The organism is Pigmentiphaga sp. (assembly GCF_019689535.1).
Taxonomy (GTDB): domain Bacteria; phylum Pseudomonadota; class Gammaproteobacteria; order Burkholderiales; family Burkholderiaceae_B; genus Pigmentiphaga.
This window is the reverse complement of sequence record NZ_JADGHH010000079.1, coordinates 1-14,339: the sequence shown is the minus strand read 5'-3', so window position 1 is coordinate 14,339 and position 14,339 is coordinate 1. Positions and strand designations below refer to the sequence as shown.

Sequence of the window (14,339 nt, the reverse complement as noted above, 5' to 3'; positions counted from 1 at the left end):
CTGGACCATTTCCTTGTAGGTGCCCGAAGAGGTCCCGATGTCCGAACCCCACATGATGTGGTCGGCGCCGAACATGTCGACGGCGCGTCGCAGCACCTTTTCGGCGGGGACGTCGGCTTCCCGGTACTCGTCCAGGTTGATCGAGGTGAACTTGAAATAAACGTTCTTCTCGTGAGCGAGCTTCTCGAAACGCTCGTCCAGCCCGAAGTCCGCGCCCGAAGCCGCTTCCGGCTCGAGCAGGTGATCCAGCACGATGCGCACGTGGGGATAGCGGCGAGCCAACTCCACGATGGCCGGCACCGACGGGCCGCCGCCGCCCACCGCCAACACTTCCAAATCCATGACCAAACCGAACTCCTCGGCCACCTCCCACGTCTTGAGCGCCTGGGGCGAGTTGAGCCAGGGCATGCTTCCGTCCGGCTCGCGGCCGCCAAAGAGGCGCACCCCGGCCAGGCCGTGCTTCTCGATATAGCTGCGCACCGTCCCGGGCGTGGCCGGATCCTCCGCATCCAGGATCACCACCGCCGAGAAAATATCGGGATAGGCGTCCGACGAGTCGAGAATGTAACTGTTGTCGTAGCGGTAGATCATGCGCTTTTGCACCGCCACGGCACCGTCCACGTTCTCTTCCTTCATCCAGACCAGCATGCGGCTGACGTCAGGCACCTCATTGATCGGGTTCGGCCCATGCTTGCCGCCCGGGATGCCGATGACGCCGGGCGGGCGGGGAGGAGCGCTTGCGGCCCGTTTCATGGGATTGCGCGGATAGCGCACCTGGTCATCGGCCACCAAATGTGCATGAGAGTCGAAGAACAAAGGCCGGTTGCCGGCCGCCGGGGCTTGCTTGTCTTGGGTCATGTCCAACTCTTCGTGTTGATGGAGCCGGCGAGCGCGCGGGAAAAGGCGGGGCCGGTAAACGACCGACCGCACCGCTGGCGCCGTCTCGCTGTCCCCTAGGCTGTTGCGTGCTCTGCCGCTGGCGGGAATCCCGCGACGCGAGCGCGTGACTTTTCGCAGCACGGACTTTATCGCCCCGGGCCGGGGCCTGCACCCGATATTCTCGAACTTTTCGCTAGAAGAAAACTAAGGGGAGGCCGGGATTGTGGCGCTGGCCACACTTGCGCAACATGAGAATATTATCGATAATTAATCTCATTACGACGACCATTGCGGCGTCTCCGGGCGCTGCCAGCGAGTCCACCATGTACGTTTGTGTTTGCAATGCCGTTACCGAACGGCAAATCCGCAGCAGCGTAGAAGCCGGCGCCACCACACTGGCCGACCTGCAATTCGACCTGGGTGTCGCCACCTGCTGCGGCTCTTGCGCCGAAACCGCCTGCCAATACCTCCCGGCCGGCGCCAGCGCCTGCGAACACGCCTACGAAGCCTCCATCGCCGAGGGCGGCCATCCCTCCGGCGCATCGGCGCCTCCCCGCGCCACCACCCGGCGCTTCCCCGTCCACGTCGTCGCCAAGGCGGCGTAACGCCCGCCTCACACGGTGCGTTCCGGCATCACTGCCGGGCGCATGTACTTTGCCACCAACGGCATGCCCCGCCTGTGCGCGGCGCACCGTGCGGGGCCGGCTCCGCTCCCGTTACTACGCACCCCCTGGCGCCGGCGCCTGGAGAATGGACGCCGTCTACGCCAGCCCCATCCCACCGATAGGCGCAAACCGTTCTCATATCGGTTTCGCTTGTCCATTACGAACGGACGTGCGGTCTGCGGATGACGCCCCAGGGAGTGCTAACCTTCGGGAATCCAAATGAATACCGCAGGGGAAAAACATGAAAGGCGACAAGACCGTCATCCAACACCTGAACAAGCAGCTCACCAACGAGCTCACCGCCATCAACCAATACTTCCTGCATGCGCGCATGCTCAAGCATTGGGGCTTCAATAAGATGGGCAAGCACGAGTACGAAGAATCCATCGAGGAAATGAAGCATGCCGACCGGCTCATCCAGCGCATCTTCATGCTCGACGGCCTGCCCAACCTGCAAGACCTGCACAAGCTACTCATCGGCGAAAACGTGCCGGAAATCCTCGAGTGCGACCTGAAACTGGAGCTGGTTTCGCAAACCACGCTCAAGGAAGGCATCGCCTACTGTGAAAGCGTGCGGGACTACGTCTCGCGCGATCTGCTGCAAGATATCCTGGACGATACCGAAGAGCACATCGACTACCTGGAAACGCAAATTGGGCTGGTCCAACAACTCGGCATCCAGAACTACTTGCAATCGCAGATGGACGACGAAGGCAACTGATCCCCTGCGGCAGCCCAAGAAAACCCCGCGCGTCGGGGTTTTTTTTGCCAGTCCGACCCTTTCACGTCCGCGGCTGCGCGGAACACAAATTGCTGCTGACCGTGCTCCACATGCCAAATCGACAGGAGCCGGCCATGGCCATTTCCGGAGGCAGCAATCCCATTTCCAAGCACATCGACGAAATTCTCAAGGAGGAGAACCGCAAGCTGCCCGCGGCAGAGTTGCCGCGCGAGGAAAAAGACGCGCCGCCCGCTGCAGGCGGCGACGAACGGAACATCGACGACCTGGGGGATCTCGACGACGCTGGTGAAGAGACCCCGGAGACGGGCGACCGGTGACGAGACGCGCCTGCGTCAGTTATTGCCCGTGGCCGGGCATTCCGGCACCGAGCCCCAGCGATTGTCAGGATTGCAATACTTCCACCGCGCCTGTTCGTTGCAGAGCACCCGGCTCACCATCCCCTGGGAAGCGCAGCGTGACAATTCCGCGCGCAGCGCCTGCACCCAGGACTCCTCACCGGCTTGGCCGCGGGGATCCGGCGCCTCGACCCCCGCGACGACGGTGGCGACTTCCGGGAACGACTGCTGCACGATGACGCGCGGCATCTCCGCCTGTGCCCCCGCTGCCGGCTGCGTCGGCGAAGCCAGCGTTTCCAGGTCGGGCGCAATCGTGGAAATCAAGGTATCGGGTTGGGGATTCTCGGCGGCGGAAACCAGCGGCACGGGTTCGGCCGGCATCACAGGGCGCGCCGGTACGCCGCGCGTTCCATCCATCCGCGGTTGGGGCGGCTCGGGAAGATAAGACTGTTCATCCACGGCCGCGACCGGCGCCTCGCCAGGGCGCCCCTGGGCGACGGGCACAGGCGCCTCGGCGGCCCGCTGGACCGGCGCATTCCAGGAGAGCCAGAGGCCAAACAGCACGCCCACCAGCACTACCATTGCGACGACGGCCAAGCCCATTAGTATGCGGTTACGCATCTGTACACCTCGTTCGACCGGGTCCGGGCCCAAGCCCGGGACCACATGGGCGAGTGGGCCGATCAGGCAAACGCCGTATCACCCACCCGCGTCTGGAACACCTGTCCTCCGTGCTCGCGCAATGCGTGGAATTGCACGTCGGGATAGAGCTCCTGCGCCACTCGCAATTGTGCCTGCGATCCGATCAGGAAAGCCGGGGCATCCACCACGTCGTACGCGATGTGCTGCATATTGGCGTCCATGAATTTCTTCAGGGCCTTGGGATCCTCGGAAGTGACCCAACGAGCCATGGAATAGCGCGACGGCATCATGCGGGCCGCGACCCCATATTCCGTCTTGAGTCGATGCGCCACGACTTCGAACTGGAGCTGGCCCACGGCGCCGAGCAGCAGCGGACCGCCGGCCACCGGACGGAAGACCTGGATGGCGCCCTCTTCGCCCAATTGCGTCAATCCCGTCCGCAATTGCTTGCTGCGCAGCGGATCGGCGACCTCGACCGCCTGGAAAAGCTCCGGCGCGAAGAAGGGCAGGCCGGTAAACCGCAGCACCTCACCTTCGGTCAGCACGTCACCCAATTGCAGCACGCCATGGTTGGGAATGCCGATCACGTCGCCGGCATAGGCCTCATCCAGCAGCTCCCGCCGTTGCGACAAGAAAGAGACCACGTTGTTCGGCCGGGTTTCCTTGCCCGTACGGCAGACCTTCAGGCGCATGCCCCGCTCGAAGCGCCCCGAACAGACGCGCACGAAGGCGACGCGGTCGCGATGGGCCGGATCCATGTTGGCCTGCACCTTGAACACCACGCCGGTGAACTTGGGCTCGTCGGGTAGCACTTCGCGTTCCAGGGCGTGGCGCGGCCCCGGCGGGGGAGCCAAGTCGACCAACGCGTCCAGCACTTCCTGGACGCCGAAGTTGTTGATCGCCGAACCGAAAAACACCGGCGTCTGCCGGCCGGCGAGGAAAGCAGCGTGATCGAAGGGCGGCGTCGCACCGCTGATCAGGTCGATCTCGCCCCTGGCCTGTTCGAAGGCCGCGCCGAAACGGCGAGCGATCTCGGGATTGTCCAACTCCTCGATGATCTCATCGTGCTGTTCGCTCAAGCGATCGCTGCCGGCCTTGAACACGCGCATGCGATCGCGCCGGATGTCGAACACCCCGCCGAACGCCTTGCCCATCCCGATCGGCCACGCGAACGGAATGGCGTCCATGCCCAGGTGCGACTCGATTTCGGAAAGCAGGTCGAGCGGCTCGCGGACCTCCCGGTCCATTTTGTTGACGAAGGTAATGATGGGCGTGTTGCGGGCCCGGCAGACCTGCAACAAACGGATGGTCTGCGGCTCGACGCCGTTGGCCGCGTCGATCACCATGAGGGCCGCGTCGACCGCCGTGAGCACGCGGTAGGTATCTTCGGAGAAGTCCTGGTGGCCCGGGGTGTCGAGCAGGTTGATGACGGCATCGCGGTACTCGACCTGCATCACGGACGAGGCCACGGAGATGCCGCGCTGCTTTTCGATCTCCATCCAGTCGGACGAAGCATGACGCGACGCCTTCCGCGCCTTGACGCTACCGGCGATCTGGATCGCGCCGGCGAAAAGCAATAGCTTTTCGGTCAGCGTGGTCTTGCCCGCATCGGGGTGGGAAATAATGGCGAAGGTGCGTCGCCGGGCGACTTCGGTGGATATGGTCATCCCGAAGAATTTTAACCGGAGACGGGAACCGGTGCTTGGCCCGGCGTGGCATCCTTACCGGTCGAGCAGCGAGTTGAGCCGCGGTGCGGCGTAGGCCCAAAGGGCCTGCGGATCCTGCACATGCAGGTTGTGACCGAGCCCCTCGAACACGAACCCGTCCGGATCCAATGCCCGCAGGTCGGCCACCGGCACCATCGGGTCTTCAGACCCGGCGGCGAACCAGGTCGGACAGGCCGCCGCCCGCCGCATCGTCTGACATCAGCGATGCTTTGTCGGTCAGCCGCCAGGCCGCACACCGCCTATTGTCCACGCTGCACTTCCACGGCTTTGTCACGCGCGGGTCCGAGAACGGCAGCTTCGCCGCCGGCCCCGTCCTGCTCGAACTCGGACTCTCTGTGGTCGGTAAGGTCGACATCCGCACGCAGCTCCGGCCGTACATCGAGAAGCTGGCAGAGGAGATCGGCGAAACCGTCCATCTGATATCGCTGAGCGGCCGCGACGCGCTGTTCCTGCTCAGCGTCGAGGGCAGCCGCATGGTAAGGGTGGCGGGTCGCACGGGGCAGAAGATCGAGGCCCATCTCACGGCCGGGGGCAAGGCCCTGCTGGCCCAGCTGAGCCCGGCGGAAGTCAGGAAGCTGCTTGGACGCCAGAAGCTGGTGGGCCGCACGCCCACCTCGCTGAACGACCCCGAACGGCTGGCCGCCGACCTGGAGGAACCGCGACGGCGCGGCTATGCGATCAGCGAAGGCGAAAACGAAGTCGACGTCGTCGCCATCGCGAAAGCCATCGACGCCGGCCCCTACGCCTCGTGCGCGGCCGTCAGCGTCTCCATACCCGCGGCGCGGGCCACCCGCAAGTTCAGGAACGGCATCATCGCCGGGCTGCTTCGATGCGTGGACGAGATAGAAAAGAGTGGTGACGGGCTGTCTCGAATTAGACCATAACTTGAAATTAGTCCCATATTGTACTATCCTGGCGTAAGATCCGGGGATGAGTACCATGGCCGTTGCCGCTTCCAAACCGCCAGAATTGAACAGCCAGGCGGCCAGCGACGCCGCCTTGCGCACGTTCTTCCGCATCGCCCAGGCCTGGCGGCTCACCGCCGATGAATCGGCCACGCTACTGGGCGTGCCGCGTTCCACCATGTTCCGTTGGAAGAACGGACGCGCGCCTGCGCCGCTGCCGCGCGATACGCTCGAACGGCTGTCGCTGGTCTTCGGCATTTACAAGGCGCTGCAGGTGCTGTTTCCGGTGCCCGAACGGGCAGACGCGTGGCTGCGCCGCCCCAACGACGCGCCGCTGTTCGGCGGCCGGCCGGCCCTGGAACGCATGCTGACCGGCATGACGAGCGACCTGTACGTCGTGCGCACCTACCTCGACGCCCAGCGCGGAGGCTGGACATGACCGTCCCGCCGGTTACCGACGTAAAGTGGACGCCTTGCCACCGGCTCGTGCCCAGCCGCTTCCCACCCACGGGCTTGTACGACCGCGTCGCGGATCCGGCCGATCTGGACGTGGTCTTCGCAATCGAAAACCTCACGAACCCGCGCGTCCGCGACGAAATCGGCAACCTGCGCCTGGTACCGCCGGAAGAGCGCATCTCAGGGCCCGGCACGACGCCCATCATGGCGGCATTCACGCATTTGAATCCAGCCGGTAGCCGATTCTCGGACGGCACCTGGGGCGTCTACTATGCCGGCGAGAGCCTTGAAACCGCGGTCGCAGAAACCATGTACCACCGCGCCGCGTTTCTCTCCGCCACGCGCGAACCGGCCATCGAAATCGACATGCGCCACTACCTGGCGGACCTCTCTGCGTCGCTGCACGATTTGCGTGGCCTGCAGTCGGCCTGGGCCAGGGTGTACGACCCGGACGATTATTCCGCCGGGCAAACCCTGGCCCGGCAGCTGCGGGCCCAGGGCAGCTGGGGCATCGTTTACGACAGCGTGCGCAGGGAGGGCGGGCAATGCGTCGCCGTGTTCCGCCCGCGCGCGCTCAGCCGCTGCCGGCAATCCCAGCACATCGCCTTCGTCTGGGACGGTCAACGCATGGCCGGCTGGTACGCCAAGTCGGCGCTGCGCTACGTCTGAGCCCCAGCCGGCATGTTTGTTTTTTCCATGCGCATGTTCTGAAACTACATGCGCGAGTCCGCAGCTCGGTCTTAGGATGAAGACCGCCCGCAAGTTTTCTCCGCCTTTCCCTCCAACCCTGGGTTTTCCCTAGGGATTTCGGGGCACCCATAGAGAAATCGATTATTGGCGTAATTTCGATTTTCGTATACGGTTACGTCAAACGCGGGCGGCGACACCGTACAACCGCTGTGTCGGCCGCACCCACCCATAGCCTGGACCGCAACGCAGGACGGGCGCCGAAGCGTGTCTTCGGGCTCCCGGACCTCATTCCTATCGGAGGAATAGACAATGAAATTGCGCATGTGGGGTTGTGTACTGGGAATGACGCTGAGCGGCATGGCCGCGGCACAGACCCCGTTGAAAATCGGCTTCGTGGGCGAAATGTCCGGCCAGCAAGCCGAATATGGGCTGCAAATGAGCAATGGCGCCAAGCTCTTCCTCCATGAGCACGGCGACGTGGTCGCAGGGCGCAAGATCGAACTGGTGATCAAAGACGTGGGCGGCCCCAATCCCGAGGTCGCCAAGCGCGTTGCGCAGGAGCTGATCACCCGCGACAAGGTCGAGTTCCTGGCCGGCTTCGGCTTCACCCCCAACGCCCTCGCGGTGGCGCCGCTCGCAACGGAAGCCAAGATCCCGATGGTGGTCATGAATGCCGCCACCTCGTCCATCACCGAGCGCTCGCCGTACGTGGTGCGTACGTCCATGACGCTCCCGCAAAACGCGTACGCCATCGCTGACTGGGCCCTGAAGAACAACATCAAGACGGTGTACTCGCTGTACGCGGACTATGGCCCCGGCCAGGACGCCAACGCCCAGTTCCGCAAGACCTTCACCGGCGGCGGCGGCAAAATCGTGGCCGAAGTCGCCGTGCCGCTGAAGAATCCGGAGTTCGGGCCCTACATGCAGCGCATCAAGGACGCCAAGCCCGATGCCGCGTTCCTCTGGTTCCCTTCCGGCGAGCTGTCGGTACTGATGCTGCGCGCCTATCGCGAGCGCGGCCTCGAGCAGGCCGGCATCAAGGCTTTGGGCACGGGCGACGGCACGGACGACATGTTCCTCGACAGCATGGGCGACGTCGCGCTGGGGCTGATCACTGCCTTCCACTACTCGGCCGCGCACGACTCGGCGAAGAACAAGGCCTTCATCAAGGGCTATGAATCGCTGTACGGCACGTCCATACGCCCCAACTTCATGGCCGTGGGAGGCTATGACGGCATGGCGCTGATCTACGAAACGATCAAGAAGCTCAACGGCAAGATCGACGGCACGAAGGCGGTCGAAGCCATGAAGGGCGCCAAGTGGGAAAGCCCGCGCGGGCCCGTCATGATCGACCCGGAAACGCGTGACATCGTGCAGAATATTTACATCCGCAAAGTGGAGCGCCGCGGCAACCACCTGTACAACGTGGAGTTCGCGCACATTCCCAACCTGAAGGATCCTGGCAAGTCCAAGTAAGACGTCCAGCATGGCATCCTCCGTCCGGACCTTCCCGGACGGAGCGCTTGCTTTTCCGGCACCGATGGATGCAGGTGCCCACCGACGGGCCTAAGCATGTGCACCCAGCGTTTCTTCTCGTCGGCAGACATCCGGAGCATCCATTACCCAGGCCTGCACCGACCGGTGCAGTGACCGATTCGCAGCAAGCCATGGATTGTCGCTATCACCCGCGCCCCGCCTGCGCGCAGGACGCCCTCTCACCTTCGCACGTCACCTGGAAGCATTCATGGGCATCGTAATCTTCGACGGCCTGGCCTACGGTATGTTGCTATTCCTGATCGGGGTCGGCTTGTCGATCACGATGGGGTTGATGAATTTCGTCAATCTCGCGCACGGCGCCTTCGCCATGGTAGGCGGCTACGTTGCCGCGCTCGCCATGAGCCACCTCCACATACCATTCGTCGCCAGCTTGGTATTGGCCTTCGTCGCAGCGGCCCTGACGGGCGCGCTGCTCGAGTTCGCCTTTTTCCGCAGGTTGTATCGCGCCCACCCGCTAGACCACGTGCTGCTGTCCATCGGCATCGTGTTCGTGTTCGTCGCGGGAGGCACCTACCTGTTCGGCCCCACCATGCAGCCCTTTACCGCGCCAACTTGGCTAAGCGGCCAGGTGTCGCTGCTGGGCATGGACGTAGGCGCTTACCGCCTGTTCCTCATCATCGTCGGATTCGCCGTGCTGGCGAGCCTGCTGTTGCTCATCAACAAGACGCGCTACGGCGCCATGGTGCGCGCGGCGGTTGACAACCAGCGCGTCGCCGCGGGGCTCGGCGTACGGGTCGACCGCCTGTTCTTCCTCACCTTTTCGTTCGGCTGCGGCCTCGCCGGGCTGGGCGGCGCCCTGGGCCTGGGAATGCTCGGCCTGGACCCGTCCTTCCCGCTCAAGTACATGATTTACTTCCTCATCGTGGTCTGCGTAGGCGGCGCCGGCACCATCGTCGGCCCCTTCGTGGCCGCCGTGCTGGTGGGCATCGTCGACGTCGGGGGCAAGTACTACATACCCGAGCTCGGCGCCTTCCTCATTTACGTATTCATGGTGGTGGTGCTCCTGGCGCGCCCCCACGGCCTGATTCCCAAGCGGGGCCTGACATGACGAAGTTGAATCTGAACCCGCGGCAGATCCTGGCGCTGGAAGTCGTGTTCTGGCTGCTGATCGCCTCGACTTACTTCCTGCTGCCGGACAAGCTGGTCCTCATTTCGCAGATCCTGATCACCGGACTGTTCGCAGTTGCGCTCGACATCGCCCTCGGCTACGCCGGCATCCTCACGGTAGGCCATGCCGCCTTCTTCGGCGTGGGCGCCTATCTGGCAGGCCTGCTGGCCAAGCACGGCTGGGGCGAGCCGTTCTCCGGGCTAGTGCTTGCCCTGGTTGCATGCGCCATACTGGGTTACCTGCTGAGCTACCTCATCGTGCGCGGCAGCGACCTCACCCGATTGATGATCACCATCGGGGTCTGCGTGCTGCTGTTCGAGCTCGCCAACCGGCTCACGCCCATCACCGGCGGCGCGGACGGCCTGCAAGGCGTCGAGATGTGGCCGGTGTTCGGCCAGTTTCGTTTCGACCTCTGGGGCAAGACGGCCTTTCTCTACACCCTGGGCGTGGTGCTGCTGTGCTTCCTGCTGGTGCGGTTGATGCTGCGATCGCCGTTCGGGTTGGTGCTGCGCGGCATCCATGACAACCGGCGCCGCATGATGGCCATCGGCTCACCCGTCGACTCCCGGCTGCGCGTCGCCTACTGCTTCTCGGCCGCCATTGCGGGCGTCGCCGGGGCATTGCTGGCCCAAACGACCCAGTTCGTCGGGCTCGAGATGCTGAGCTTCAACCGCTCGGCCGAAATCCTCATCATCCTCATCCTCGGGGGTACCGGACGCCTATACGGCGGGCTCATCGGTGCGCTGCTGTACATGACCGTGCACGACTTCTTCTCCGACTTCGATCCGAAGTTCTGGATGTTCTGGCTGGGCATCTTCCTCATCGTGGTCGTGATGATCGGCCGCGGCGGCGTGCTGGGCGTTCTCTCGAAAGTGTTCAAGGTCCGGGAGCATCAGCAATGAGTGCCGCCAAACCTGCCACGCCCGCGCTGCGCACGCAGAACCTGACTAAACGCTTCGGGGCGTTCACCGCCGTCGACGGCGTCTCGCTCGACATCGCGCCCGGCTCGAGACAAGCACTCATCGGGCCCAACGGCGCCGGCAAGACCACGCTGATCAACCTCCTGACCGGCATACTGCGCCCGTCCGAAGGCAAGATCACGCTGGGTGACGACGACATCACTCACCTGTCCGCCGACAAGCGGGTGCATCGCGGCCTGGTGCGGACCTTCCAAATCAACACCTTGTTTCCGCGACTCACGCCGCTGCAGGCGGCCTCGCTGGCGATCGCCGAGCGCGAAGCCCTGGGCAAGGTGTGGTGGCGAACGCTGCACAGCTGCTCCTGGGTGGCCGACGAAGCGCACGCGTTGCTCGAACAGTTCAACCTGGGCCAGTACGCCTACACGGACACCGCCGAGCTGCCCTACGGCAAGCAGCGACTGTTGGAGATCGTGCTGGCGTTGGCTGCCAAGCCCAGTATTCTCCTGTTGGACGAGCCGGCAGCCGGCATTCCGGAAGGCGAGAGCGGCGAACTGTTCGAAGTCATCGCCCAGCTGCCGCGCGAAATGACCGTGCTCTTCATCGAACACGACATGGATCTAGTGTTCCGCTTCGCCGAGCGCATCTCGGTACTCGTCGCGGGCGCAGTGCTGGTCGAAGGCACCCCCGCCGAGATCGCCGCAGACCCGCAGGTGCGGGCAGCCTACTTGGGGAATTCGCGTGTCTGATTTCCTGCACATCGAGAACCTCACGGCCGGCTATAACGACGCGGTCGTCCTCAATAACCTCTCGCTGCGGGTCGAACGCGGCGAAAGCTTGGCCATTCTGGGCCGCAACGGCGTGGGCAAGACCACCCTGCTCGAAACCCTCATGGGCAATACCACGGTCAAGCAGGGTCGGATCCACTGGCTGGGCGAAGACATCACGCGGCTGCGGCCGGCCGAACGCGCACGCCGCGGCATCGGGTGGGTGCCGCAGGAGCGGGAGGTTTTCCCGTCGCTCACCGTGCGCGAAAACCTGGAAGTCATCGCCCGGGGCACACACTGGACGCTGGACCGGGTTTACGACCTGTTCCCGCGGCTGCGCGAACGCGCCGGCAACTACGGCGGACAGCTCTCGGGGGGCGAGCAGCAAATGCTCGCCATCGGGCGCGCATTGATGACCAATCCGCAGTTGCTGCTGCTGGACGAGCCCATGGAAGGCCTCGCGCCCATCATCGTGGAGGAGCTCTCGGCGGCCGTACGCCGCATGTGCGCCGAAGAAGGGCTCACCGCCATCATCGTCGAGCAGCATCCGGTGCTCGCCCTGTCCATGTCGAAGAACGCCATCGTCCTCGAACGTGGCGTCGTCACCTACTCCGGCAGCAGTGGCGAATTGGCCGGCGACGCCGAACGGCTGGCGCAATTGCTGGGAGTGGGGCAGAAGCGCGCCGCCGGCTGATCCGTATTCATTTACGCCAAGGGGCCGGCGCCCGCCGGCCCCAGCCTCATTCCGCTCACCCTTTGTGGGAGTCCCATCATGATGCAAGTCGAGAAAGCCGGTTTACGCGTCGCGCTGGCCGCCGGCGTCCTTGCCGCCGCCACGGGCGCGCAAGCGCAGAACGTCGTCAAGGTCGGGTTCATCGGAGAAATGTCGGGGCCGTTTGCCGAGTTCGGCAAACAAATGGAAACCGGCATCCAGATTTTCCTGAAGGAGCACGGCGACACCGTGGCCGGCAAACGCGTGGTCGTGATCGTCAAGGACGTGGGCGGCCCCAACCCCGAGCTGGCCAAGCGCCATGCCCAGGAGCTGGTGGTGCGGGAAAAGGTGGACGTCCTGGCAGGCTTTGCGTTCTCGCCCAACGCGTTCGCCGTCGCACCGATTGCCACCGAAGCCAAGAAGCCCCTGGTGATCATGAACGCGGCCTCAGGCGCGTTGCCCGCCGCCTCGCCCTACATCGTCCGCACGTCTTTCTCGCTGCCGGCCATCGTGCCGCCCATCTCCGCATGGATGCTCAGGCAGGGGTACAAGACTGCCTACTCCCTGGTGGCAGACTACTCGCCCGGCCACGAAGTCGAGACCGCGTTCCTGGACTCCTATAAACAGGCCGGGGGCACCGTGGCCGGATCGGTGCGCACGCCGCTCACCACCATGGATTTTTCCGCCTACATGCAGAAAATCAAGGACATCAAGCCGGCGGCGGTCTTCGCGTTCGTCAACGGTGCCGACGTCGCCCAGTCCTTCATGCGCGAATACCGGGCACGCAAGCTCGAAGAGGCGGGCACTGCCATGGTGGGGACCGGCGACATCACAGATGAACCGACGATCGACTCGATGGGCGACGCGCCGCTCGGCGCGGTCACCGGCTATCCGTACTCCATGGACCACGACTCCCCCAAGAACAAGCAGTTCGTCGCCGCATTCAAGGCCGCGCGGGGCCAGCAGGCCCGCCCCAACATCATGGCGGTGGCCGGCTACGACGGCATGGCGCTAATCTACGAAGCGTTGCGCAAGACCCAGGGCAAGACCGACGGCGACGCGCTCATCGCCGCCATGAAGGGCGTCAAGCTGGAAAGCCCGCGCGGACCGATCGAGATCGATGCGGCCACGCGAGACGTCAAACAGCGCGTCTACATGCGCAAGGTCGAGCGCGTCGACGGCCGGATGGCCAATATCGAGTTCGAAGCCATCGAACCGAAATAAGCTAAGGAGGCTGCCCATGCCAGCTTCGGCCCAAGCGTGGCTGTCGAAATCGGCGACCGAACTGCACGAGGCATACCGCGGCCGGGCACTTTCGCCGCTCGAGCTCGTCTCGGCGTTGATGGACGCGGTGGCAGATGACGCAAGCACCCTGAACGCCTTCTGCCTCCTGGATCGAGACGGGGCACTCAGCGCCGCCGAGTCTTCCGCCAAGCGCTGGCGCGCCGGCACGCCCCTCGGACCGCTGGACGGTATTCCAGTCTCGATCAAGGACATGTTCGACGTCGCAGGCTGGCCGACACGGCGAGGGTCCCGGGTAACCGCAGGCGCGCCGCCCGCCGCGGCGGACGCGCCCAGCGTCGCATTGCTGCGCCGGGGCGGCGCGGTGTTGTTCGGCAAGACGACGACCACCGAATTCGGCTGGCTCGTGGACTCCGAATCGCCGCTTACCGGCATCACCGCCAACCCTCGGGCTCCCGGCCGCAGCGCAGGCGGCTCCAGCACTGGCGCGGCCGCGCACGTCGCCCAGGGCTGGGGGCCGCTGGCGCTGGGCAGCGATGCCGGCGGGTCGGTCCGCATCCCGGCCTCCTACTGCGCCGTGGTGGGGTTCAAGCCCACGTACGGCGCGATACCGTCCGGCCCGAAACTCAGCGCCTTCTTCGACTTCGCGCACGTTGGCCCCATCGCCCGCTCGGTCAGTGACTGCCGCCTTGCGCTGCATGTCATGGGCAAGCCCGACCCGTTCGACCCGCACTCGCTCTACGCACGTACGCAAGAGCTCCCACCTCGCTGCCCGGCCATCGCATACATGACTGACGTCGGCGCCGATACGGCGCTGGACCCCAAGGTAGAAGCCGCGATGGAAAGCCTCGTGGAAAGGCTGCGGCGCAGAGGGCATGCCGTCACCCAGTTGCGGATGGACTGGATGGCGCTCGCCGAAGCCTCCTGGACGGTCTGGCAAAGCCGCCTGTACGAATCCTTCATCGACCTCAAGCCCGATCAAATCAAGGCACTGG

General features: G+C 64.6%; 17 protein-coding genes. 13 read left to right on the top strand and 4 right to left on the bottom strand.

The window, feature by feature from the left end:
- The coding region (locus IRZ12_RS08895; RefSeq protein ID WP_296467413.1) for an amidohydrolase at positions 1-858 on the bottom strand (858 nt) is incomplete at its 3' end.
- A gap of 344 nt (positions 859-1,202) precedes the next feature.
- Between IRZ12_RS08895 and IRZ12_RS08890 the strand changes: the two genes are divergently transcribed.
- The 3 genes from IRZ12_RS08890 to IRZ12_RS08880 all read left to right on the top strand — a co-directional run bounded on the left by IRZ12_RS08890 (position 1,203) and on the right by IRZ12_RS08880 (position 2,603).
- A complete protein-coding gene (locus IRZ12_RS08890) occupies positions 1,203-1,484 on the top strand; it encodes a (2Fe-2S)-binding protein (protein ID WP_296467409.1) in 282 nt (93 codons plus the stop codon).
- A 301-nt stretch (positions 1,485-1,785) separates the two neighbouring features.
- Positions 1,786-2,265, top strand: coding sequence for a bacterioferritin (gene bfr, locus IRZ12_RS08885; RefSeq protein WP_296467408.1), 480 nt, complete (start codon positions 1,786-1,788; stop codon positions 2,263-2,265).
- Between the two features lie 134 nt (positions 2,266-2,399).
- Positions 2,400-2,603, top strand: a complete 204-nt coding sequence (locus IRZ12_RS08880; RefSeq protein ID WP_296467405.1) for a hypothetical protein — start codon at positions 2,400-2,402, stop codon at positions 2,601-2,603.
- Positions 2,604-2,618: 15 nt separating this feature from the next.
- Here IRZ12_RS08880 and IRZ12_RS08875 read toward each other — a convergent pair whose 3' ends face one another.
- From IRZ12_RS08875 to IRZ12_RS08865, 3 genes are all read right to left on the bottom strand, one after another.
- Positions 2,619-3,242: a hypothetical protein gene (locus IRZ12_RS08875; RefSeq protein WP_296467401.1), complete on the bottom strand. Its 624-nt coding sequence runs from the start codon at positions 3,240-3,242 to the stop codon at positions 2,619-2,621.
- A gap of 62 nt (positions 3,243-3,304) precedes the next feature.
- A complete protein-coding gene (locus tag IRZ12_RS08870; protein ID WP_296467399.1) occupies positions 3,305-4,930 on the bottom strand; it encodes a peptide chain release factor 3 in 1,626 nt (541 codons plus the stop codon).
- A 54-nt stretch (positions 4,931-4,984) separates the two neighbouring features.
- A complete protein-coding gene (locus tag IRZ12_RS08865) occupies positions 4,985-5,125 on the bottom strand; it encodes a hypothetical protein (protein WP_296467415.1) in 141 nt (46 codons plus the stop codon).
- Here IRZ12_RS08865 and IRZ12_RS08860 point away from each other — a divergent pair.
- The 10 genes from IRZ12_RS08860 to IRZ12_RS08815 all read left to right on the top strand — a co-directional run.
- Positions 5,098-5,874 (top strand): IclR family transcriptional regulator, encoded by a 777-nt coding sequence (locus IRZ12_RS08860; protein ID WP_296467396.1) that lies wholly within the window; start codon positions 5,098-5,100, stop codon positions 5,872-5,874. The two genes, IRZ12_RS08865 and IRZ12_RS08860, sit on opposite strands and share 28 nt — an antisense overlap.
- 46 nt (positions 5,875-5,920) lie before the next feature.
- Entirely contained in the window at positions 5,921-6,334 is a 414-nt protein-coding gene (locus tag IRZ12_RS08855) for an antitoxin Xre-like helix-turn-helix domain-containing protein (protein WP_296467393.1), read from the top strand.
- Positions 6,331-7,020 carry an RES family NAD+ phosphorylase gene (locus IRZ12_RS08850; RefSeq protein ID WP_296467389.1) on the top strand — a complete coding sequence of 230 codons (690 nt, stop codon included), beginning with the start codon at positions 6,331-6,333 and terminating at the stop codon, positions 7,018-7,020. The genes IRZ12_RS08855 and IRZ12_RS08850 overlap by 4 nt, the downstream gene beginning before the upstream one ends.
- A 330-nt stretch (positions 7,021-7,350) precedes the next feature.
- Entirely contained in the window at positions 7,351-8,517 is a 1,167-nt protein-coding gene (locus IRZ12_RS08845) for an ABC transporter substrate-binding protein (protein ID WP_296467385.1), read from the top strand.
- Between the two features lie 268 nt (positions 8,518-8,785).
- A complete protein-coding gene (locus IRZ12_RS08840) occupies positions 8,786-9,646 on the top strand; it encodes a branched-chain amino acid ABC transporter permease (RefSeq protein ID WP_296467381.1) in 861 nt (286 codons plus the stop codon).
- Positions 9,643-10,608, top strand: a complete 966-nt coding sequence (locus tag IRZ12_RS08835) for a branched-chain amino acid ABC transporter permease (RefSeq protein WP_296467378.1) — start codon at positions 9,643-9,645, stop codon at positions 10,606-10,608. Before IRZ12_RS08840 ends, IRZ12_RS08835 begins: the two co-directional genes overlap by 4 nt.
- Positions 10,605-11,372 carry an ABC transporter ATP-binding protein gene (locus IRZ12_RS08830; protein ID WP_296467375.1) on the top strand — a complete coding sequence of 256 codons (768 nt, stop codon included), beginning with the start codon at positions 10,605-10,607 and terminating at the stop codon, positions 11,370-11,372. Before IRZ12_RS08835 ends, IRZ12_RS08830 begins: the two co-directional genes overlap by 4 nt.
- Positions 11,365-12,084, top strand: a complete 720-nt coding sequence (locus tag IRZ12_RS08825; protein WP_296467373.1) for an ABC transporter ATP-binding protein — start codon at positions 11,365-11,367, stop codon at positions 12,082-12,084. The genes IRZ12_RS08830 and IRZ12_RS08825 overlap by 8 nt, the downstream gene beginning before the upstream one ends.
- Positions 12,085-12,162: 78 nt before the next feature.
- Entirely contained in the window at positions 12,163-13,326 is a 1,164-nt protein-coding gene (locus tag IRZ12_RS08820) for an ABC transporter substrate-binding protein (protein WP_296467370.1), read from the top strand.
- 16 nt (positions 13,327-13,342) lie between these two features.
- Positions 13,343-14,339 (top strand): amidase (locus tag IRZ12_RS08815; RefSeq protein WP_296467367.1); only part of this gene is annotated, 997 nt, incomplete at its 3' end.

Excerpts from the sequence above, each read along its gene's own strand:
- IRZ12_RS08890 (WP_296467409.1), top strand. The coding sequence starts at position 1,203 with ATGTACGTTTGTGTTTGCAATGCCGTTACCGAACGGCAAATCCGCAGC.
- bfr (WP_296467408.1), top strand. The coding sequence starts at position 1,786 with ATGAAAGGCGACAAGACCGTCATCCAACACCTGAACAAGCAGCTCACC.
- IRZ12_RS08880 (WP_296467405.1), top strand. The coding sequence starts at position 2,400 with ATGGCCATTTCCGGAGGCAGCAATCCCATTTCCAAGCACATCGACGAA.
- IRZ12_RS08875 (WP_296467401.1), bottom strand. The coding sequence starts at position 3,242 with ATGCGTAACCGCATACTAATGGGCTTGGCCGTCGTCGCAATGGTAGTG.
- IRZ12_RS08870 (WP_296467399.1), bottom strand. The coding sequence starts at position 4,930 with ATGACCATATCCACCGAAGTCGCCCGGCGACGCACCTTCGCCATTATT.
- IRZ12_RS08860 (WP_296467396.1), top strand. The coding sequence starts at position 5,098 with ATGCCCGCAGGTCGGCCACCGGCACCATCGGGTCTTCAGACCCGGCGG.
- IRZ12_RS08865 (WP_296467415.1), bottom strand. The coding sequence starts at position 5,125 with ATGGTGCCGGTGGCCGACCTGCGGGCATTGGATCCGGACGGGTTCGTG.
- IRZ12_RS08855 (WP_296467393.1), top strand. The coding sequence starts at position 5,921 with ATGAGTACCATGGCCGTTGCCGCTTCCAAACCGCCAGAATTGAACAGC.
- IRZ12_RS08850 (WP_296467389.1), top strand. The coding sequence starts at position 6,331 with ATGACCGTCCCGCCGGTTACCGACGTAAAGTGGACGCCTTGCCACCGG.
- IRZ12_RS08845 (WP_296467385.1), top strand. The coding sequence starts at position 7,351 with ATGAAATTGCGCATGTGGGGTTGTGTACTGGGAATGACGCTGAGCGGC.
- IRZ12_RS08840 (WP_296467381.1), top strand. The coding sequence starts at position 8,786 with ATGGGCATCGTAATCTTCGACGGCCTGGCCTACGGTATGTTGCTATTC.
- IRZ12_RS08835 (WP_296467378.1), top strand. The coding sequence starts at position 9,643 with ATGACGAAGTTGAATCTGAACCCGCGGCAGATCCTGGCGCTGGAAGTC.
- IRZ12_RS08830 (WP_296467375.1), top strand. The coding sequence starts at position 10,605 with ATGAGTGCCGCCAAACCTGCCACGCCCGCGCTGCGCACGCAGAACCTG.
- IRZ12_RS08820 (WP_296467370.1), top strand. The coding sequence starts at position 12,163 with ATGATGCAAGTCGAGAAAGCCGGTTTACGCGTCGCGCTGGCCGCCGGC.